17 protein-coding genes are annotated in these 18,842 nt (G+C 71.3%); 13 read left to right on the top strand and 4 right to left on the bottom strand.

The window, feature by feature from the left end; translation table 11 throughout:
- Positions 1 to 76: 76 nt before the first annotated feature.
- The 8 genes from groL to ON759_RS11480 all read left to right on the top strand — a co-directional run bounded on the left by groL (position 77) and on the right by ON759_RS11480 (position 9,313).
- Positions 77 to 1,717: a chaperonin GroEL gene (groL, locus tag ON759_RS11445; RefSeq protein ID WP_271680518.1), complete on the top strand. Its 1,641-nt coding sequence runs from the start codon at positions 77 to 79 to the stop codon at positions 1,715 to 1,717.
- A 308-nt stretch (positions 1,718 to 2,025) separates the two neighbouring features.
- The gene (locus ON759_RS11450; RefSeq protein WP_271680519.1) at positions 2,026 to 3,204 is read left to right on the top strand and encodes a hypothetical protein; all 1,179 of its coding nucleotides are present in this window, start codon (positions 2,026 to 2,028) and stop codon (positions 3,202 to 3,204) included.
- Positions 3,201 to 4,541 carry a LicD family protein gene (locus ON759_RS11455; protein WP_271680520.1) on the top strand — a complete coding sequence of 447 codons (1,341 nt, stop codon included), beginning with the start codon at positions 3,201 to 3,203 and terminating at the stop codon, positions 4,539 to 4,541. Before ON759_RS11450 ends, ON759_RS11455 begins: the two co-directional genes overlap by 4 nt.
- Positions 4,534 to 5,193, top strand: a complete 660-nt coding sequence (locus tag ON759_RS11460; RefSeq protein WP_271680521.1) for a 2-C-methyl-D-erythritol 4-phosphate cytidylyltransferase — start codon at positions 4,534 to 4,536, stop codon at positions 5,191 to 5,193. The genes ON759_RS11455 and ON759_RS11460 overlap by 8 nt, the downstream gene beginning before the upstream one ends.
- The gene (locus ON759_RS11465) at positions 5,190 to 6,431 is read left to right on the top strand and encodes a RuBisCO large subunit C-terminal-like domain-containing protein (RefSeq protein ID WP_271680522.1); all 1,242 of its coding nucleotides are present in this window, start codon (positions 5,190 to 5,192) and stop codon (positions 6,429 to 6,431) included. Before ON759_RS11460 ends, ON759_RS11465 begins: the two co-directional genes overlap by 4 nt.
- An 86-nt stretch (positions 6,432 to 6,517) precedes the next feature.
- Positions 6,518 to 7,117 (top strand): peptidoglycan-binding domain-containing protein, encoded by a 600-nt coding sequence (locus ON759_RS11470; RefSeq protein ID WP_271680523.1) that lies wholly within the window; start codon positions 6,518 to 6,520, stop codon positions 7,115 to 7,117.
- Positions 7,118 to 7,126: 9 nt separating this feature from the next.
- Positions 7,127 to 7,633, top strand: coding sequence for an SET domain-containing protein (locus ON759_RS11475; protein WP_271680524.1), 507 nt, complete (start codon positions 7,127 to 7,129; stop codon positions 7,631 to 7,633).
- A gap of 63 nt (positions 7,634 to 7,696) precedes the next feature.
- Positions 7,697 to 9,313, top strand: coding sequence for a phytoene desaturase family protein (locus tag ON759_RS11480; protein ID WP_271680525.1), 1,617 nt, complete (start codon positions 7,697 to 7,699; stop codon positions 9,311 to 9,313).
- A 161-nt stretch (positions 9,314 to 9,474) separates the two neighbouring features.
- On the opposite strand, the gene ON759_RS11485 is transcribed toward ON759_RS11480, so the two are convergent.
- Positions 9,475 to 10,962, bottom strand: coding sequence for an AAA family ATPase (locus ON759_RS11485; protein ID WP_271680526.1), 1,488 nt, complete (start codon positions 10,960 to 10,962; stop codon positions 9,475 to 9,477).
- Positions 10,963 to 11,006: 44 nt separating this feature from the next.
- Here ON759_RS11485 and glnE point away from each other — a divergent pair, with 44 nt between their 5' ends.
- Complete coding sequence (gene glnE, locus ON759_RS11490) at positions 11,007 to 13,793, top strand: bifunctional [glutamate--ammonia ligase]-adenylyl-L-tyrosine phosphorylase/[glutamate--ammonia-ligase] adenylyltransferase (RefSeq protein ID WP_271680527.1); 2,787 nt, start codon at positions 11,007 to 11,009, stop codon at positions 13,791 to 13,793.
- A 9-nt stretch (positions 13,794 to 13,802) separates the two neighbouring features.
- Here glnE and ON759_RS11495 read toward each other — a convergent pair whose 3' ends face one another.
- The 3 genes from ON759_RS11495 to ON759_RS11505 all read right to left on the bottom strand — a co-directional run bounded on the left by ON759_RS11495 (position 13,803) and on the right by ON759_RS11505 (position 16,529).
- Positions 13,803 to 14,684, bottom strand: coding sequence for a prohibitin family protein (locus tag ON759_RS11495; protein ID WP_271680528.1), 882 nt, complete (start codon positions 14,682 to 14,684; stop codon positions 13,803 to 13,805).
- 70 nt (positions 14,685 to 14,754) lie between these two features.
- Entirely contained in the window at positions 14,755 to 15,552 is a 798-nt protein-coding gene (locus ON759_RS11500; RefSeq protein WP_271680529.1) for a hypothetical protein, read from the bottom strand.
- Positions 15,549 to 16,529, bottom strand: coding sequence for a mitochondrial fission ELM1 family protein (locus ON759_RS11505; protein WP_271680581.1), 981 nt, complete (start codon positions 16,527 to 16,529; stop codon positions 15,549 to 15,551). Before ON759_RS11505 ends, ON759_RS11500 begins: the two co-directional genes overlap by 4 nt.
- Before the next feature lie 107 nt (positions 16,530 to 16,636).
- Here ON759_RS11505 and ON759_RS11510 point away from each other — a divergent pair, with 107 nt between their 5' ends.
- The 4 genes from ON759_RS11510 to ON759_RS11525 all read left to right on the top strand — a co-directional run bounded on the left by ON759_RS11510 (position 16,637) and on the right by ON759_RS11525 (position 18,834).
- Entirely contained in the window at positions 16,637 to 17,227 is a 591-nt protein-coding gene (locus ON759_RS11510) for a malonic semialdehyde reductase (RefSeq protein WP_271680530.1), read from the top strand.
- 28 nt (positions 17,228 to 17,255) lie between these two features.
- Entirely contained in the window at positions 17,256 to 17,831 is a 576-nt protein-coding gene (locus tag ON759_RS11515) for a YceI family protein (RefSeq protein WP_271680531.1), read from the top strand.
- A 9-nt stretch (positions 17,832 to 17,840) separates the two neighbouring features.
- Positions 17,841 to 18,548, top strand: a complete 708-nt coding sequence (locus tag ON759_RS11520; protein WP_271680532.1) for a pirin family protein — start codon at positions 17,841 to 17,843, stop codon at positions 18,546 to 18,548.
- An 82-nt stretch (positions 18,549 to 18,630) separates the two neighbouring features.
- Positions 18,631 to 18,834, top strand: coding sequence for a zinc-finger domain-containing protein (locus ON759_RS11525; RefSeq protein WP_271680582.1), 204 nt, complete (start codon positions 18,631 to 18,633; stop codon positions 18,832 to 18,834).
- The last annotated feature ends 8 nt before the right edge of the window (positions 18,835 to 18,842 follow it).

The raw sequence follows: 18,842 nt of genomic DNA on the forward strand, positions 1-18,842 counted from the left end.
CGCAACCCCTCCCCGACCCTCCCCTTCGCTGCGCGAAAGGGAGGGAGCACAAACATCACATTCGAGGTAATTCGCAATGGCTGCCAAGGACATCCGTTTCGGCGAGGACGCGCGCTCCAAGATGGTGCGCGGCGTCAACGTGCTCGCCAATGCCGTCAAGGCCACCCTCGGCCCGAAGGGCCGCAACGTCGTGCTGCAGAAGAGCTTCGGCGCGCCGACCATCACCAAGGACGGCGTGTCCGTCGCCAAGGAAATCGAGCTGGCCGACGCGTTCGAGAACATGGGCGCGCAGATGGTGAAGGAAGTCGCGTCCAAGACCTCCGACAACGCCGGCGACGGCACCACCACCGCCACCGTGCTGGCGCAGGCGTTCATCCGCGAGGGCATGAAGGCGGTCGCCGCCGGCATGAACCCGATGGACCTGAAGCGCGGCATCGACAAGGCCGTGACCGCGGCCGTGGGCGAGCTGAAGAACCTCAGCAAGCCGTCGTCGACCAGCAAGGAAATCGCCCAGGTCGGCACCATCTCCGCGAACAGCGACGCCAACATCGGCGACCTGATCGCGCAGGCGATGGACAAGGTCGGCAAGGAAGGCGTGATCACCGTCGAGGACGGCTCGGGCCTGGAGAACGAGCTGGACGTGGTCGAAGGCATGCAGTTCGACCGCGGCTACCTGTCGCCGTACTTCATCAACAACCAGCAGTCGATGCAGGCCGAGCTGGACGACCCATTCATCCTGCTGCACGACAAGAAGATCTCCAACGTCCGTGACCTGCTGCCCGTCCTCGAGGGCGTGGCCAAGGCCGGCAAGCCGCTGCTGATCGTGGCGGAAGAGGTCGAGGGCGAAGCGCTGGCGACGCTGGTGGTCAACACCATCCGCGGCATCGTCAAGGTTTGCGCCGTGAAGGCCCCGGGCTTCGGCGACCGCCGCAAGGCGATGCTGGAGGACATGGCGATCCTGACCGGCGGCACCGTGATCTCAGAGGAAGTGGGCCTGTCGCTCGAGAAGGCGACGATCAAGGACCTCGGCCGCGCCAAGAAGGTGCAGGTCAGCAAGGAGAACACCACCATCATCGACGGCGCCGGCGACGGCGCGGGCATCGAGGCGCGCATCAAGCAGATCAAGGCGCAGGTCGAGGAAACCTCCTCGGACTACGACCGCGAGAAGCTGCAGGAGCGCGTGGCCAAGCTGGCCGGCGGCGTGGCCGTGATCAAGGTCGGCGCGGCGACGGAAGTCGAGATGAAGGAGAAGAAGGCGCGCGTCGAGGACGCCCTGCACGCCACCCGCGCGGCGGTCGAGGAAGGCATCGTCCCCGGCGGCGGCGTGGCCCTGATCCGTGCCAAGGCGGCGATCGCCGAGCTCAAGGGCGCCAACGAGGACCAGAACCACGGCATCGCGATCGCCCTGCGCGCGATGGAAGCCCCGCTGCGCGAGATCGTGACCAACGCCGGCGATGAGCCGAGCGTGGTGCTGAACCGCGTCGCCGAAGGCACCGGCGCGTTCGGTTACAACGCCGCCAACGGCGAGTTCGGCGACATGATCGAGTTCGGCATCCTGGACCCGACCAAGGTCACCCGCACCGCGCTGCAGAACGCGGCGTCGATCGCCGGCCTGATGATCACCACCGAGGCGATGGTGGCCGAGCTGCCGAAGAAGGACGAACCGGCGATGCCGGGCGGTGGCGGCATGGGCGGCATGGGCGGCATGGATTTCTGAGCCCGCGCCATCCGCGACACCGCAACAAGAAAACCCCCGCCGCAAGGCGGGGGTTTTTGCGTCATGGGCAGGCATGCGCTGCGCGACGCGAATCGCGTTCGGCTACCCTGCACCGTTCCGTGCCAGATCGGGGGGCCCTCTCCATGTTCGCTGCCTGCGTCATCACGCACACCGGGAGCCCCGGCGCCGCACTGGCACAGCGTGGCACTGCCTTGGTGGCGCAGGGACGGGTTGCCGAAGCCCGGGACGCCTACCGTGCGGCCATCGCGGACGCCCGCGACTGGTCGTGCTGGTCCAATCTTTCCGCCTTGGCGATCGGGTTGGAGCAGCACCAGGAGGCGCTGGAGCACGCCAAGCGCGCGATCGCGCTGGCGCCAGGCCAGGCCGATGCCTGGGTCAACGCGGCGATCGCCAGTTGGCGGCTGGGGGAACGACGCGATGCCGCCAAGGCGATGCAGCACGCGCATCGACTGGCGCCTGCCCATGCATCGGCGGCGATGGGCATGGCGCGGATGCTGCGTGCAGTCGACCGCCTGCAGGCCGCCCACGACGTGCTGGCGACCGCGATCGCAAGCGGCGGGCCGGGCTTCGCCTTGCAGCATGCGATGGGCGAGTTGACGCGGGTGATGGAGCGCCCCGCCGAGGCCAGGCGGCATGCGCGCGACGCGCTGCGACAGGTCACGGACGACACGCTCGCGCATGTGGTGCGCGGCGGTGCGGAGCCCCCACACGAGAAGCGGCCGGAGGTCGGCACGTGGCGGGCGGTGCTCGTCGATTGCCTGTCGCGCCTGCGGGCGATCGCGGCAGCACCCTGCCTGGCCGGTGGTGCGGTGCGCATGCATGCGATCCACGGTGGCCTGTGGGAAGCGCGCAAGGACATCGACATCGCGATCGATGCGGATGTCCCCCGGGATGCGCTGCTCGCTGCATTCGCCGAAGGCTACCGGCCTTTCGCCCTGCAGGGACAGCGCATGCCCCCGGCCGGCGAGATCGGGGTGCTCGGCCTGGTCCATGTGGAGAGCGGGATTCCCGTGGACGTCCTGCTCCAGCGCCGGCGTGGCGGGCGCTGGGTCGGTTCCTTCGGCCCGCCGGATCACCTGGTGTTCGACACGCCGGCCTTCGCGATCGAGGACGTCGCTTGCGACCCGCTCGAGGTGACCGTCCCGATGCCGGCCCCGGTGGATGAATACCTGGGGTGGATCTATGGCGACGACTGGCGCGAGGAGCACCGATCGCTGGCGGGCAAGGTGATCCCGCGCCAATTCGTGCAGAAGGGGTTGGTCAGCCCGGGCCTTGCGGAAGCTTCGCGCGACGCCGCGATAACCCGGGCGTTGCTGACCCTCGGGACCGTGCTGGTGCCGGGGGGGGGCGGGGCGGCGCTGGCCGTGTGCGACCAGATCCTGGCGATCGAGGCGTTCCCCGAGGTCGAGTCGATCCACGTGCGCCTGCTGCGCCTGGTCGGAACCGACGGCAGCGTGGGCGCATGACGGTCTCCGCGCGCGGGCTGCCGCTCTCCACGCTCGTCGGCCACTCGCCCGAAGCGTCGGCGGGAGCGATCGTGCACGCCATGCGCGAGTTCGAGGCAGGCGGGCGCGAGGCCGCGGCGCCCGCCTATGCACGGGCGCTGTCTCAGCCGTATGCGCATCCCGCGAGCTGGTCGAACCTGTCTGCCCTGGCGGTGGCGCTGGGCGATGCGGCCGCCGCAGTCCGGCATGCCCAACAGGCCCTGCGGCTGTCGCCGTCGCTGGCGGATGCCTGGACCAACCTCGGCGTCGCGAGCTGGCATGCGGGCCAGCGCCGCGACGCCGCGATGGCCACCCACCGCGCGCTGCAGCTGGCTCCCGGACTGGAGTCCGCCGCGCTCAATTACGCGCGGATGCTGCAGGCGGTGGATCGCGCGGCGCAGGCACGCGAGGTGCTGCGTGCCGCTTCGCAGGCGAACCCCGGCGCGTGGCGCCTGCAGCGGGCGCGCGGCGAATCCGCGCGCCTCGCGGGCGATGCCGCCGAGGCGCGGACCTGCCTGCTGGCGGGATTGGCGGGCCAGGCGCGGGCGCTCGATCCCGGTTCGCCCGGTCGCGGTGGCCTGCGTCCGCCGGCAGGCGTGGACGTACGCACTGCACTGTTCGTGGCGGCCGACCTGCTCGAGGCGCATGGCATCGCCTACCACCTGACCGGCGGCACCTTGCTCGCGCTGGTCAAGGATGGCGCGCTGTTCCCGCACGACAAGGACGTCGACCTGATGTTGCTCGATCCAGCACCCGCGCAGCTGGACGCGTTGCAGGCTGCGGTGGCGCAGGATGCCGAACTCCGGCAACCGCGCAAGGACGACGCGGAGGTCATCGGCTTGGTGCACGGACCCACCGGCGTCGGCATCGACCTGCTGGTCGCGCGGACGGTCGCTGGCGGCGCATTCCACGTCAGCCTGGGCTGGCCCGACCACCTCGCATCGCGGGTCGGACCCTATGCCACGGAGCGATTGGCCTGGGACGGGCGCGACTGGCCGGTGCCGGCACCACCGGAGGCTTACCTGGCGTGCGTCTACGGGGCGGACTGGCGCGTGCAACACACCGTGGCGGCGGGCGTGGCCTACGACCGCTGCTACCTGGATACCGCGGTGTCGTCGCAGGCGCGCACGCCCGAATCGCTGCCGCGCGCGCTCAACCTCGGGTTGGCGCGTCTCTCGCACGCGCTCGAAGGCCGCGAATGGTCGAAGGCGGTGGCCTACTGCGCGCAACTGCTGGCGCGCGAGGAATTGCCGGAAGTCCGCGTGGTCCTCGGCCGGCTGCGAGCGGCCGGCCACGACGGCATGCGGTTCGATGGCTGAGGCACGCATCTCCGCACTGCTGCCCGCCGCCGGCGGCGGCACCCGCCTTGGCCTGGGCGACAAAGGTTTCCTGGAATTGGCGGGCAAGCCCTTGCTGCACTGGGTCGCGGAAAAGGCGCGCCAGGTCGCCGACGAAGTGGTGGTGGCGGTGCCGGGAGAACGGCTCGAGGAAGCGCGCGCGCTGTTGCCCGGTTGCGTCGTGATCGCCGGTGGCACGACGCGCCACGCCAGCATCGCCAGGCTGGTCGACGCCGCCTCGGGCGACTGGCTGCTGGTCCACGATGTCGCCCGTCCGTTCGCCAGCGTCGCGCTGATGCGCGCCGTGCTGGCGGCGGCAGCGGGATGCGGCTGCGCAGGGGCCATGCTGGACCCCGAGGTGCCGGTGGCGCGCCTGCGCGATGGCCGCGTGGTCGAGGCCCTTGTCCGCAGCGAGGCGGCCATCTTCCAGGCACCGCAGGCGTTCGGCCGCATCTTGCTGCAGCGCCTGCTGCGCGAGGCGGATGAAGCCGGGTGGGAACCGCAATCCACGCTCCAGCTCGCGGTACGCGCGGGGAGTCCGGTGGCGGCGGTGCCCGGCGAGAAGTCCAATATCAAGATCACCACGGCGGACGATTGGCGTCTGGCCCAACTGCTGGAGTCCCACTTGCGATGAGTTCAGGCAACCTCCCGCGCACCGCGCATCCCGACTTGTTCCGCTGGTCCGCGGACCTCGATCCGGACGCCTACGTCCGTGCCCGCTACCGGGTCGGTTCGCTGCACGATGCCGAGGCCACGGCGATCGGCATGGCGATCGAGCAGAGCGCGGCGACCACCGCGATCGCCGGGCACGTGCAACCATCGATGCTGGTGGATTGGACGATCCGGGTGGTGTCGATGCACCCGCTGGATCCCCCGGAGCGCGAGGCGGGCGTCGCGCCCTACCACCTCGCCACCGAGGTCTATGCGGATGGCGGGGGCGCGGAACGGCACTGGGCGATCGAGCTCGCGATCCCGCGTCGCCTGCTGGCGGGCAAGCCGGCACAGCTCTGGAACGTGGTGTTGGGCGAATTGCCCCGCCTCGGCTTCCTGACCCGCTTCCAGTTGGCCGGGCTGGAGTTGCCTGCCGAGTTCGGGCCAGGGCCGGCCTTCGGCGTCGCCGGGATCCGCGAACGCTTCGGCGTGCCGCGCGGTCCCCTCCTGTGCCGGTCGATGCGGCCGGCCGTCGGCCTCGACATCCCGACCATGGCCGCGCTCAACCGCGAGGTGCTGGAAGGCGGCTTCCACCTGGTGAAGGACGATGAGCTGCAGGTGTTCGCCGACTTCGAGGGGTTCCGCGCCCACGTGCAGGCGATGGTCGCGGCGCGGGATGCGGCCCGCCAGGCGACCGGCGAGCGCAAGGGCTACCTGGCCAACCTGATCTGCGAACCCGATGAACTGCCGTCGCGTTGGGCGCTGCTGCAGGCGCTGGACGTGGACGCTGCGCTGGTCGCACCCGCGCTCCAGGGCTATGGCACGCTGGCGATGCTGGCGCGCGAGCGTCGCATGCCCTTGCTGGCGCACAACACCGGCAGCGAGCTCGGGTCGCGCCATCCCGACTGGGGGATCGCGCACCCGGTGCTCAGCCACGCCTGCGAGGCGTTCGGCGCCGACTGGATGGTGACGTCGGGCGAGTACGGTGCGCAGGATGGCGTCGGACTGGCGGACGCCTGGCCCTTCGGGCGCCCACAGCGCGCCATGCCGATCCTGCAGGGCGGCAAGTCCCCGGACGGTTTGCCGCGCTTCCGGGCCGGGGTGGGCAACGACGACTACATGCTGATCGTGGCGTCCTGGGTCGATGCCCATGCCGATGGCGTGCGCGGTGGCGCGCGCGCGTTCAGGACGGCGGTGGACGCACGGGCGCCGGTGGCCTGACCGCGCCGGTCGGTGTCCGCCTCGCGGCGTCGGCCGCGTATCCCTCGATGCCGGCATCGACGATGCCACGACATGCGAGGTACACCATGCCCAAGGCCATCAGTGGATCGGTCGGGCGCGGCGGGCGCAATTTCCCGCCCTCCGACGTGATGACCGTCCAGTACCTGCTCAACTGCGTGCCGGCCAGCCAGGGCGGGCCCAGCCCGGAACTGGCGGTCGATGGCGCCGTCGGGCCCAAGACCATCGGCGCGATCGAGAAATACCAGCGCGCCATCGGCGGGACCTGCGATGGCCGCGTCGATCCGGGTGGCGCCACCTTGCGGGCGCTTCAGGTGCGCGACCCTTACCCCATGCAGTCGATCACCCAAGGGGCTGGCATGGCGAAAAGCGGTGCGCCCGGAAAGGGTGGTGCGGGTGACCCCTGGGGCAGCAAGTCCGGGGGTGGCGGCTTCGGCCAACCCGGCATGAAGGGCGGTGCGGGCGATCCCTGGGGCAACAAATCCGGGGGCGGCGGTTTCGGCCAGCCGGGCATGAAAGGCGGTGCGGGCGATCCCTGGGGCAACAAGTCCGGCGGCGGCTTCGGCCAGCCGGGCATGAAGGGCGGTGCGGGCGATCCTTGGGGCAACAAGTCCGGCGGGGGCGGGGGCTTCGGACAGAAGGGCGGGTTCGGCAGCAAGGGCTTCTGAGGCCCGGGCATGGTGCACGCAGCGAGCGAGGACGAACCGACGCCGTTCGTGCGCGACGTGCTGATGCCCGGCGGGCCCGGCCACGTGCCCCGGATCGCGCCCGCGGCCTGCCGCTTCCGGCTGCGGATCGCGGCGTCCAGCGTGCATCGCTGGGGCGTGTTCGCGGCCGAAGACATCCCCGCGCGCCGACGGGTGATCGAGTACACCGGCCAGCGCATCGGCTTGCGCGAAGCCTGGCGCCGGCGCCTGCGGCCGCAGCTGTACCTGTTCCGCTGCAGCGCGCGGCGCCTGATCGATGGCGGGATCGGTGGCAGCGGCGCGGAATTCATCAACCACGGCTGCACCCCCAACCTGGTCGCGCGGTTCGACCACCGCCGGGTCTTCCTGTCCAGCCTGCGCGCGATCGCCGCAGGCGAGGAATTGCTGCTGGACTACCAGGTCCGCGGCGACATCGAGCCGATTCCCTGCGCCTGCGGCGCGCCCGCCTGCCGCGGCTACCTCAACGCGCCCGGCTAGCGCGCTTCCGTTTTGCGGGTCAGGCGCGGATCATCGCGCGATCATGACTCACCGGTAGCCCACGTGCGCGAGCAGCAACAGGATGTCCTGGTCATCGGCGGCGGCCACAACGGCCTGGTCTGCGCCGCCTACCTGGCCGCGGCCGGGTTGAAGGTGCGGGTGCTGGAGCGCCGGCACATCGTCGGCGGCGCGGCGGTCACCGAGGAATTCCACCCCGGCTTCCGCAATTCGGTCGCCAGCTACACGGTCAGCCTGCTCAACCCGGCGGTGATCCGCGACCTGCGCTTGGCCGAGCACGGGCTGCGCGTGGTCGAGCGGCCGTACGCGAATTTCCTGCCGTTGCCGGACGGTCGCAGCTTCCGCCTCGGCGGCGAGCACACCCACGCCGAGGTGGCGAAGTGGTCCGCGCGCGATGCGCAACGGCTGCCCGAGTACTACGCGATGCTCGACCGCATCGTCGTGGTGCTGCGCGAACTGATGCGGCGCACGCCGCCAAACGTGAGCGACGGCTTCGTGCTGGCCGACTGGCTCAACTCGCTCGCCGTCGGCAGGCAGTTGAAGTCGCTGGACATGCGCGGGCGCCGCGACCTGCTCGACCTGTTCACCAAGTCGGCCGGCGAGCTGCTCGACGAATGGTTCGAGGGCGAGCCGCTGAAGGCCGCGCTGGGCTGGGATTCGGTGGTCGGCAATTTCGCCAGCCCGTACACCCCGGGCAGCGCCTACGTCCTGCTGCACCACGTGTTCGGCGAAGTAAACGGCAAGGCCGGCGCGTGGGGCCACGCGATCGGCGGCATGGGCGCGATCACACAGGCCATGCGCAGGGAATGCGAGGCGCGCGGCGTCGCCATCGAGACCGACGCGGAGGTCGCGCGCCTGCTCGTGGAAGGGGGCAAGGCGGTGGGCGTGGAACTGACCGACGGCCGCACGCTGCGTGCGGGGCTGGTGGCCTGCAACCTCAACCCGAAGTTGTTGTACGGCACCCTGGTCGCGCCCGGCGTGCTCGACGACGACACGACCCGCCGCGTGGCGCGTTACCGCTGCGGCTCCGGCACCTTCCGCATGAACGTGGCCCTGTCCGAACTGCCGGACTTCACCGCGATGCCGGGCACCGCGCTGCAGCCGCACCACCAGAGCGGGATCCTGGTCGGGCCGTCGCTGCAGTATTTCGAACAGGCCTACTTCGACGCGAAGTCGAAGCAGTACAACCCCGGCTGGGCGCGCAAGCCGATCGTCGAGCTGGTGATTTCCTCCACCCTCGACGACACCCTCGCGCCGGCCGGCCAGCACGTCGCCAGCCTGTTCTGCCAGCAGGTGAACCCGCAGGTCGATGGCGGCTGGGAGGCGCACCGCGACACCGTGGCCAGGTTGATGATCGATACCGTCAACGACTACGCGCCGAACTTCGCGCGCAGCGTGATCGGCTACGAAGCATTGAGCCCGCTGGACCTGGAGCGACGCATCGGCCTGGTCGGCGGCGACATCTTCCACGGCGCGCTGGGGCTGGACCAGATGTTCAGCGCGCGTCCGTTCCTCGGCCAGGGCCATTACCGCGGGGCCTTCGCCGGCCTGTACCTGTGCGGCTCCGGCAGCCATCCGGGCGGCGGCGTCACCGGCCTGCCGGGACGCAACGCGGCCCGCGAGATCTTGCGCGACCTGCGCCGCGGGCCGCGGCCAGATTGAATGCGTCCGAAAAAACTGCACCCGCGGGTGCAGTTTTGCAGTGCAGCGTGCAAACCCCCTAACGAATCCTTCACGATCGCCCCGCGTCCCGACGTGGGGGAGGGAGCAGGCCCGCTGAGACTTCGGTCGAAGCGGGCTTTTTTATTGCCCGCGCGCCGTCTTCAGTCCGCCGGCACCGTGCGCGGCAGCGCCCACGCGCGCAGCGCCTGCACCTGTTCGGCCATCAGCACCGACAGCGGCCGCGTCTCGCGCAATGCCTGCATCAGGCCATGGGTGTCGATGCCGCCGTCGCCTGCATGCGCCGCATACAACGCGCTCACGATCGCCTGCTCGATCTCGGCACCGGAGAAGCCGTCGCTCGCGGCGGCCAGCGCCGACAGGTCGATGTGGTCGCGCGGCAGCTTCCGCCGGTCCAGGTGCAGGGCGAAGATCTCGGCGCGCGCGGCGGGGCCGGGCAGGTCGACGAAGAAGATCTCGTCGAAGCGGCCCTTGCGCAGCAACTCGGCGGGTAATTCGTGGACCTGGTTGGCGGTCGCGACCAGGAACACCCGCGACTTGCGCTCCGCCATCCACGTGAGCAGGTAGCCCAGCACCCGCCGCGACAGCCCGCCGTCGCCCTCGCCGCTGCCGGCGGCCAGGCCTTTCTCGATCTCGTCGATCCACAGCACGCAGGGCGCGAGCTGCTCGGTCGAGGCCAGCGCGGCGCGCAGGTTCTTCTCGGTTTCGCCGTGGTACTTGTCGTACAGGGTGCCGAAGTCCAGGCGCACCAGCGGCACGCCGAAGCCGCCGGCCACCGCCTTCGCCAGCAGCGACTTGCCGCAGCCCTGCACGCCGAGCAGCAGCATGCCCTTCGGCGGCTCCAGCCCGGGCGGCGGCGGCTCCTGCAGGAACGGCGCGCGGCGTTGCTCGACCCAGCGCTTCAGCCGTGTCGCGCCGCCGACGTCGGCGAAGCGCGCGGTGTCGTATTCGTAGTGCAGGTGCCCGCTCTTGTTGAGCAGCTCGAACTTCAGCCGCGCCAGTTCCGGCAGGTCGTCGGCACCAAGCACGCCGTCGCGGTAGATCAGGTGGCGCGCGATCCGGCGCGCATCGGTGAGGCTCATGCCCTGCAGGTTGCGCACGATCTGCCGCACCGCCTCGGCATCGGCCTCGACCCGTCGCCCGCCGTGCTCCGCGGTGTAGGCGCGGGCCTCGTCCTGGACCAGCTTGAGCAAGGCGTTGGCGTCCGGCAGGCGCAGCGAGAAGCGCACCGCGAACGGCTCCAGCGCCTCGGGCAGCTCGACCTTGGTGCCGATCAGCACCAGCACGTGCGGCAGGCCGGCGCGACGCTGGATCAGGTCGCGCAGGGCGCGCTGGTAGCTGGCGTAGCCGAGGTAGGGATGCGCGTCCAGCAACAGGTAGGTGCCGCGTTGCGGCGCGTCGCGGATCGCGTTGAGGGCGGCGCTGAGGTCGGGCGCGCCTTCGGCCTCGTCCTCGCGGTCCATGTCGATCCGGCGCAGGCCCTCGGTCACCGACCACCGGTAGAGCGCGCGCCAGGCATGCATCAGCGATTGCCGGAACAGCTCGACCACCCGCGCCTCGTCGGGGGTCTCGATCACCAGCAAGGGAGTTTGCGCGCGGAGCAGCGCGACCAGGTCCTGCAATTCGCTCATGGCGTCGCACGATAGCGAGGCGGCCCGGATGCCACAATCGCGGCATGCCGCATGCCCCCACCGTCGACCGCTGGCTCGCACGCCTGCCGCAGGATGCCGCCTGGCGCACCGACAGCGGCTTCGTCGACAAGCTGCGGCGCCTGGCGGTGGCCAGCGACTTCGCGATGGCGACGCTGGCCGCGCAGCCCGGCCTCATCGAGCGCCTGCATGCCGATGATGGCGCCACGCCGCTGCCGTTGCCGGTGCTCGCCGCCGACCAGCCCGACGAGTGGCCGCGCCAGCTGCGCCGCTACCGCCACGCGGTGTCCACCGTGCTGGCCTGGCGCGACATCGTCGCCGGCGACCCGGTGGAGGCGATCATCGCCGGCAGCACCGCATTGGCCGACGCCTGCCTGCGGATCGCGCTGGAGGCGCTGGAGGCCGGCTTCGCCGCGCGCTACGGCGTGGTCCGCGACACCGACGGCGAGGTCCAGCGGCTGGTGGTGTTCGGCATGGGCAAGCTCGGCGGCGGCGAACTGAACTTCAGTTCCGACATCGACCTGGTCTATGCCTACGAGCGCGAAGGCGTATCCGACGGCACGCGCGCGCTGGACGCGCAGGACTACTTCGCGCGGCTCGGCCAGCAACTGGCCAAGCTGCTCAACGAGACCACCGCCGATGGCTTCTGCCATCGCGTGGACCTGCGCCTGCGGCCGTTCGGCAACGCCGGGCGGGTGGCGCTGTCGTTCGCGGCGATGGAGCTGTACTTCCAGCGCGAGGGCCGCGACTGGGAGCGCTACGCCTGGCAGAAGGCGCGCCCGGTGGCCGGCGACCTCGCCGCCGGCGAACGCCTGCTGCAGGCGCTGCGGCCGTTCGTGTACCGCCGTTACCTGGACTACGGCGCCCTGGATGGGCTGCGCGCGATGAAGGCCACCATCGCCGCCGAAGTGGCGCGCAAGGACATGGCCGACGACATCAAGCGCGGCCCCGGCGGCATCCGCGAGATCGAGTTCCTGGCGCAGTCGCTGCAGCTGATCCGCGGCGGCCGCGAGCCGGCCTTGCGTGAACGCCGCCTGCTGCCGGCGCTGCGCGCCCTGGTGGCGGCGGGCCATGTCGATGCCGCCTCCGGCGAGGCGCTCGCCGGGGCCTACCGCCTGCTGCGCAAGGTCGAGAACCGCCTGCAGATGCTGGGCGATGCGCAGACCCATGCATTGCCGCAGGACCCGCTGCTGCGCGCGCGGATCGCGGCCGGGCTGGGCCATCCGGATTGGCCGTCGCTGGTGGCCGAACTGGACGCGCAGCGCGCGCGGGTGGCCGCCGAATTCGCCGCGCTGCTGGCGCCACGTCGCGAACAGCGCAGCGACGGCCTGCTCGCGGGCTACTGGCGCGGGCTGCCGGATGCCGCGGAGGCCGACGCGCTGGCGGCCTCCGGCTTCGTCGCGGTCGAGGAGCTGCACCGCAGCCTGGCCGATTTCGCGCGCTCGCCCGGGGTCCGCGATCTCTCCGATGCCACCCGCGCGCGGCTGGACCGGGTGTTGCCGGTGCTGCTGGATGCCGCGGCGGCCTCGTCGCAGCCGGACGCCGTGCTGCGCCGCGTGCTGCCCCTGCTGCACACGCTGCTGCGCCGCGCGAGTTACCTCGCCCTGCTCGACGAGCAACCGGCCGCGCTGCGGCGCCTGGTGGAGGCGCTGGCGCGCAGCGCGCTGCTGGGCGAACGCCTTGCCGCGCATCCGCTGCTGCTGGACGAACTGCTCGACGTGCGCGTGGGTGGCGACCTGCCGGATCGCATGGCCCTGCACGAGGCCTGTCGCGCGGCGTTGCGCGCGGGCGACGCCGAAGCCGCGCTGCAGGCGCTCAACGAGACCCGGCATGCGTTGAGCTTCCGCATCGCGCTGGCCTTCCTGGATGGCCGTTGCGATGCCGGCGGCAGCGCGCAGCGGCTGGCCTGGCTCGCCGAGGCGGTGGTCGAGGCGGTGCTGGCGATTGCCTGGGGCGAACTGGAGGCCGCGCATGGCGTCGTGCCCGGGGCGCGCTTCGCCGTGCTCGGCTACGGCAGCCTGGGCGGCGAGGAACTCGGCTTCGGTTCCGACCTCGACCTGGTGTTCCTGCATGACGCCGCCGATGGCGTGGCCTCGGATGGCGCGCGGCCGCTGGAGGCCTCGCGCTGGTTCGCGCGGCTCGGGCAGAAGCTGGTGTCGCTGCTCGGCACCGGGACCGGCGCCGGCCGCCTGTACGACGTGGACGTGCGCCTGCGCCCGGACGGCGCGAAGGGGCTGCTGGTGTCCAGCCTGGCGAGCTTCGTCGACTACCAGCGCGCGCGCGCCTGGACCTGGGAACACCAGGCGCTGGTGCGCGCCCGCGGGATCGCCGGCGACGCCGCGCTGCTGGCCGCGTTCGAGGCCCTGCGTGCGGAGGTGCTGTCGCGGCCACGCGATGCCGCCGCGCTTGCGACCGACGTGTCCGCGATGCGCCGGCGCATGCGCGCCGAACTCGACCGTTCGGAGCCCGACCGCAGCGACGCCGCAGTGTTCGACATCAAGCAGGGCGAGGGCGGCCTGGTCGACCTCGAATTCCTGCTGCAGGCGCTGGTGCTGCGCGAGGCCGGCGCGCATCCGGGACTGCTGGGCGCGCGCGCCACGCCGGCGCTGCTGGCGGCCTGCGCACGCAGTGGTGCGCTGGATGCAGGCACCACCACCGACCTCGCCTGCGCGCATGCCGCCTTGCTCGATGCGGGCCTGCGCTGCACCCTGGACCGGCGTCCGCGGCGGGTGCCGGTGGATGCCGCGATCGCCGCCGCACGCGGGGCGATCGGCACGGCGGTGCGTGCTTCGGGATTGGCCTTCGACGCCTGAGCGCCGTCCTCAGCGCGCTTCCGGTTGCACGTTGATGAAGGGCACCGCGCCGCCCGACACCTGCGGCATCTTGCCGTCCCATTTCTCGATCGCCTTGATCCGCGCCTCGACCTCGCGCAGGCGGATCAGCTCGGGGGTGATCGACTCGCGCTGCATGCGCAGGGCCTCGGCCTGGGCCTGCGCGCCGAGCTTGGTCGATTCCGCCTCGGCGCGCGCCTGCGCGATGCGCTGCTCGGCCTCGACCTTGATGCGTTCCAGGTCGCGCTCGGCCTTGAGCTTCTGCTGCTCCGCCACGGTCTTGGCCTCGATCGCGGCGTCGAAGCTGTCGGAGAACTTGAAGTTGGTGATCGAGAACTCGTCGATGACCAGCCCGTGGCGCTGCATGCGCTCGCGCAGCGCGGACTTGATCGCGTTGGCGACGTCCGGCCGCTTGGTGACCAGCTGCTCGGCGGTGTAGGTCGCGGTCACCGCCTTCATCGCCTCCTGCACGGACGGATCGATGATCCGCGGCTCGATGTTCTCGAACACGCCCAGCTGCCGGTACACCCGCACCACCTGCGCGGGGTCGATGTGGTAGTTCAGCACCACCTGCGTGGTCACCCGCTGCAGGTCGCGCGAGGCCGCCTCGCTTTCCGTCTCCGAGCGCTCGATCATCACCGGCATCTTGTAGATCGTCTGCATGATCGGGATGCGCAGGTGCAGGCCCTCGCTGAGCGGCGCGTCGTCGGCCTTGCCGAAGGTGAGCTTGATCCCGCGATGGCCGTTGGGCACCGCGCTGAACGGGCTGAGCACCAGCAGCGCGACCACCAGCGCCACGGCGACCAGCAGGTAACGCAGCCAGCCCAGGCGGGGCATGGCGGGACGGGTGATCCCCGGAAGGCGAGACGACATGGCGGTGTTCCCCGGAATGGAGCGGACAGGCTAGGCAAGCACGCGCTACGCGGCAAGGCGTGGCGGGGGATCACCTCGCCGGCGGCGCTGGCGCGACTGCGCGCCAGTCGGCCAGCGGCAGGCCCTGCTCCTTGCAGAACCGCACCGTGCCCGAGGCCTCCAGGTAGGCGTCGACGGCGAGCGCCCCGGGGGCGATGCCATCGCGCAGCATGAAGGCCATCAGTTGCGAACTGGTCACCATCGTCGAGCCGGCAAGGCGACGCAGGAGCTCGATGTCCACCAGGGAATCCCGGCGCGTGCTCGCATCCAGCGGGATCGGGTAGGACAGGACGGCCAGCCGTCCGATCAAGCGGTTGGACTCCATGCGGTAGTCGCGTATCTGCGCGGCGCCGTCGTTGAGCTGCGCATAGCGGTCCTGCCACGGCTGGCTGAAATGCGTGGCCGTACCATTCGCCACCAAGGCGTCCCAGGTCGGCAGCCCCCAAGGGCGGGTAGGCATGCGCAGGACGAACGTCGGGCTGGAGAGGATGGCGGGGTCCGCATGCAGGGGTGCCGGCGCGAGCGTGCCACTGCTGTCCATCACCCGCCGGGCGAGCCCGTCCAGTTGCGCGTAGATGCAGGGCAGGGCGGCATAGTGCTCCGCGCTGCGCACGAAGAGCCGTTCGGTGTCGCCCAGGAGGCGCGCCTGGCCATCGGCCACCTTGTTGCGCCAGCTCCAGTCTTCCGCCAGCTGGTTGGCGGCGAGCGCGATCGCCACGCCGAGCACCACGATCACGATCTCGCTCCAGAACGCGCGCCACCCCATCGAGGGCGAGAAGCGCCGCCAGCGCGGACGGTGGGCGGATGTGGGTGCGTCGGTGTCGGTCATCTGGCAGTGGAACGTGCTGGCTGGGCGGCAACGGTCAATCGCCCTCGCACCTCCTCCGCCACGCGGGCGGTTTCGCGCAGCGGCTCGGCTTCGAAGGGCGCGAGTGTGTCGTCGAGGTCGCGCATGTGCCCGCCGGCGCGCAAGGCATCGAGGAACCGCCGCAACCGCCCGTTGGCGATCCCTGCGGACCACGCGAACACCGGTGCCCGCGTCGCCGCGGCCTCGCTGAGCATGTTCACCGAGTCCGGGGTGCAGACGATGCGGTCCGCATGTGCCAGCAGCCCGGCGTAGGGGTTCTTGCCATTCGCTTCGCCCGTCCAGCGCAGGCCCGGGACGCCGGCGTCGCGCGTCGCGATGGCCACGCGCCAGGCCGCGGGCGTGCGCCGGGAGGCGACCACGGACAGGCTGCCGCCCAGCGCACGCGCTTGTGCGGCGAGGTCGGCGAGCAGGCGCGCGAAGCCGTCATCGGCCAGCGGGGCATGCCGGGTCGGGCCGCCGACCAGCAGCACGATCCGCGGCGATGGCAGGGTCGCGAGCGCGGGCCAGCGCGCGGCCTCGCGCGCCAGCCAGGCATCGTCGACCTGGTGCAGGCTGCCCAGGGTGGTGAGGACGTTGTCGCCACGCAGCGCATCGTGCCGGGGCGCGACCACCAGGTCCCAGTGGCGCGGGTCGATGCGTGGGTCGAGGAGCTGTACGACCCGGCTGCCGCGCTCGCGCAACAGGCGGGTGGCGAGGGCCGCCTGCCGGCCGCAGCCGATGGCCAGTGCGGGCGGCGATGCGCAGTCGGCGCGGAACCCGGGGCCGAACGGCGCCGACAGGCCCGGCCAGGTGCGTGGCGCCAGCCAGCGCGCCAGCAGGTCCGGCTGCAGGTGCATGTCGCGGGCGGCGGGATCCAGCGCGCACGCAAGCGCGAATACCTGCCGCGCGTTGCCGGCGCGGCCGTCGTGCAGGGCCCAGGTGGCCTCCGGCGGGCTCAGGCGGGTCGTTCCATGGTTGTGATCGATCCGTTCCGGTCGCGATGCTTTGGCTTCACCCGTGGAACTCTACACTGGGCGCCTCCCGAAGCATCGCACCCGAGGCCCCGATGTCGCACCCGCTGCCCGACCCCGCGCTCGACCAGTTGTTCCGCACCGCGCGCACCTACAACGCGTTCTCCGGCGAGGTCTCCGACGAGACCCTGCACCAGTTGTACGACCTGCTGAAGTTCGGCCCGACCGAGGCCAACACCACCCCGGCGCGGATCGTGTTCGTGAAGTCGGATGAGGCCAAGGCCAAGCTCGGCCCGGCCCTGAGCGAGGGTAACTACCAGAAGACGATGGCGGCGCCGTGCGTGGCGATCGTCGGCTACGACATGCGCTTCTACGACAAGCTGCCGGTGCTGTTCCCGCACACCGACGCCAAGGCCTGGTTCGAGCACCGCGACGAGGCCAACCTGGCCTGGGTGGCGATGCGCAGCAGCAGCCTGCAGACCGCCTACCTGATCCTGGCGGCGCGCTCGCTGGGCCTGGACTGCGGGCCGATGTCCGGCTTCGACAACGCCAAGGTCGACGCCGCCTTCTTCGCCGGCACCGCGATCCGCTCCAACATCCTGGTCAACCTCGGCCAGGGCGACCCGGCCAGCATCTTTCCGCGTTCCCCGCGCCTGGGCTTCGACGAAGCCTGCCGCATCCTCTGACACCCGCATCGCATCCACGGAGCTCCCCATGTTCAAGAAGCTGCTGCTCACCGCCGCCCTCGTCGCCGCCAGCGCCAACGTCTTCGCCGCCGGCGTGTCGTACAAGCTGGATCCGACCCATACCAACGTGCTCGCCAGCTGGAGCCACTTCGGCTTCTCGCACCCCAGCGCGCAGTTCGGCGCGGTCGACGGCACCCTGGTCTACGACGAGAAGGATGTCGCCAAGTCCAGCGTCGAGGTGACCCTGCCGCTGTCGGGGCTCGACAGCTTCGTGCCGAAGCTCGACGCGCACCTGAAGAGCGCGGACTTCTTCGACGCCGAGAAGTTCCCGGCGATCACCTTCAAGAGCACCAAGGTCGAGGACCTCGGCGGTGGCAAGCTGCGCATCACCGGCGACCTGACGGTCAAGGGCACGACCCGCCCGGTGGTGCTGGCGGCCCAGCTCAACAAGGCCGGCGACCATCCGATGACCAAGCGCCCGACGGTCGGCTTCGACGCCACCACCACGATCAAGCGCAGCGAGTTCGGGGTCGGCGCCTACGTGCCGAACGTCGGCGACGAGATCACCCTGCGCATCACCACCGAAGCCTCGGCGGCGAAGTAAGGACGCGCCATGGTCGTCGAACGCCCCGCGGGCCAGCGCGGCGAAGTCTCGCTGGGCTGGCTGCGCAGCCGCCACACGTTCTCGTTCGGGCACTACCACGACCCGGCGTGGATGGGTTTCGGTCCGCTGCGGGTGATCAACGACGACACCGTCGCCCCGGGCGGCGGTTTCGCCCCGCATCGCCACGCCAACATGGAAATCGTGAGCGTGGTGCTGGCGGGTGCGCTCGCGCATCGCGACAGCGCCGGCCACGAGGGCGTGGTGCGCGCGGGCGACGTGCAATGGATGAGCGCCGGCCACGGCATCGAGCACAGCGAGTACAACGGCTCGGATGCCGAGCCGGTGCATTTCCTGCAGGTCTGGATCCAGCCCGACCGGCTGAATGCGCAACCGGCGTACGACCAGCGCCATTTCGATCCCGCGGCGCGGCGTGGCCGCTGGGCCACGCTGGTGTCCCCGGATGGCGCGGACGGTTCGATCGCGATCCGCCAGCAGGCGCGCCTGCTGGCGACCCGCCTGCACGCCGGCGACGCGCTGGCCGCCCCGCTCGCGGCGGACCGGCTGTACTGGCTGCATGTCGCCGCCGGCGAGGTGCAGGCCGGCGAGCGAGTGCTGAGGGCGGGCGATGCGCTGGGCTTCACGGACGAAGCCGGCGAGCTGGCCCTGCGCGGCATCGCCGACGCCAGCGACGTGCTGCTGTTCGACCTGCCGCGCTAGGCGTGTCATCGCGGCGAAAGCCGGGATGGCGGCAATGTCCTACGGTAAACTGCCGCGGTTCCCGCCACCGCGCAGCATCGCCATGAACCAGCCTGTCCCCGCCGCCGCCTCGCCTGCCAATGCCCAGCAACGGTACGAAGTGCGCCGCGCGGACCTGCCGCTGAGCTGCCCGCAGCCGTCGGTGGCGTTGTGGAATTCGCATCCGCGCGTGTACCTGCCGATCGAGGCCGAGGGCGGCACCTCGCAGTGCCCGTACTGCGGCGCGACCTACGTCCTCGTCGACTGACCCGTCGG

Origin of the sequence: Thermomonas mangrovi, from assembly GCF_028201335.1 — a bacterium.
Lineage (GTDB): Bacteria > Pseudomonadota > Gammaproteobacteria > Xanthomonadales > Xanthomonadaceae > Thermomonas > Thermomonas mangrovi.

What these genes read in the sequence shown, in the direction of transcription:
- glnE (WP_271680527.1), top strand. Translation starts at nt 11,007, where the DNA reads ATGCCGCATGCCCCCACCGTCGACCGCTGGCTCGCACGCCTGCCGCAG.
- ON759_RS11485 (WP_271680526.1), bottom strand. Translation starts at nt 10,962, where the DNA reads ATGAGCGAATTGCAGGACCTGGTCGCGCTGCTCCGCGCGCAAACTCCC.
- ON759_RS11455 (WP_271680520.1), top strand. Translation starts at nt 3,201, where the DNA reads ATGACGGTCTCCGCGCGCGGGCTGCCGCTCTCCACGCTCGTCGGCCAC.
- ON759_RS11475 (WP_271680524.1), top strand. Translation starts at nt 7,127, where the DNA reads ATGGTGCACGCAGCGAGCGAGGACGAACCGACGCCGTTCGTGCGCGAC.
- ON759_RS11495 (WP_271680528.1), bottom strand. Translation starts at nt 14,684, where the DNA reads ATGTCGTCTCGCCTTCCGGGGATCACCCGTCCCGCCATGCCCCGCCTG.
- ON759_RS11470 (WP_271680523.1), top strand. Translation starts at nt 6,518, where the DNA reads ATGCCCAAGGCCATCAGTGGATCGGTCGGGCGCGGCGGGCGCAATTTC.
- ON759_RS11515 (WP_271680531.1), top strand. Translation starts at nt 17,256, where the DNA reads ATGTTCAAGAAGCTGCTGCTCACCGCCGCCCTCGTCGCCGCCAGCGCC.
- ON759_RS11465 (WP_271680522.1), top strand. Translation starts at nt 5,190, where the DNA reads ATGAGTTCAGGCAACCTCCCGCGCACCGCGCATCCCGACTTGTTCCGC.
- ON759_RS11525 (WP_271680582.1), top strand. Translation starts at nt 18,631, where the DNA reads ATGAACCAGCCTGTCCCCGCCGCCGCCTCGCCTGCCAATGCCCAGCAA.
- ON759_RS11510 (WP_271680530.1), top strand. Translation starts at nt 16,637, where the DNA reads ATGTCGCACCCGCTGCCCGACCCCGCGCTCGACCAGTTGTTCCGCACC.
- ON759_RS11520 (WP_271680532.1), top strand. Translation starts at nt 17,841, where the DNA reads ATGGTCGTCGAACGCCCCGCGGGCCAGCGCGGCGAAGTCTCGCTGGGC.
- ON759_RS11500 (WP_271680529.1), bottom strand. Translation starts at nt 15,552, where the DNA reads ATGACCGACACCGACGCACCCACATCCGCCCACCGTCCGCGCTGGCGG.
- ON759_RS11460 (WP_271680521.1), top strand. Translation starts at nt 4,534, where the DNA reads ATGGCTGAGGCACGCATCTCCGCACTGCTGCCCGCCGCCGGCGGCGGC.
- groL (WP_271680518.1), top strand. Translation starts at nt 77, where the DNA reads ATGGCTGCCAAGGACATCCGTTTCGGCGAGGACGCGCGCTCCAAGATG.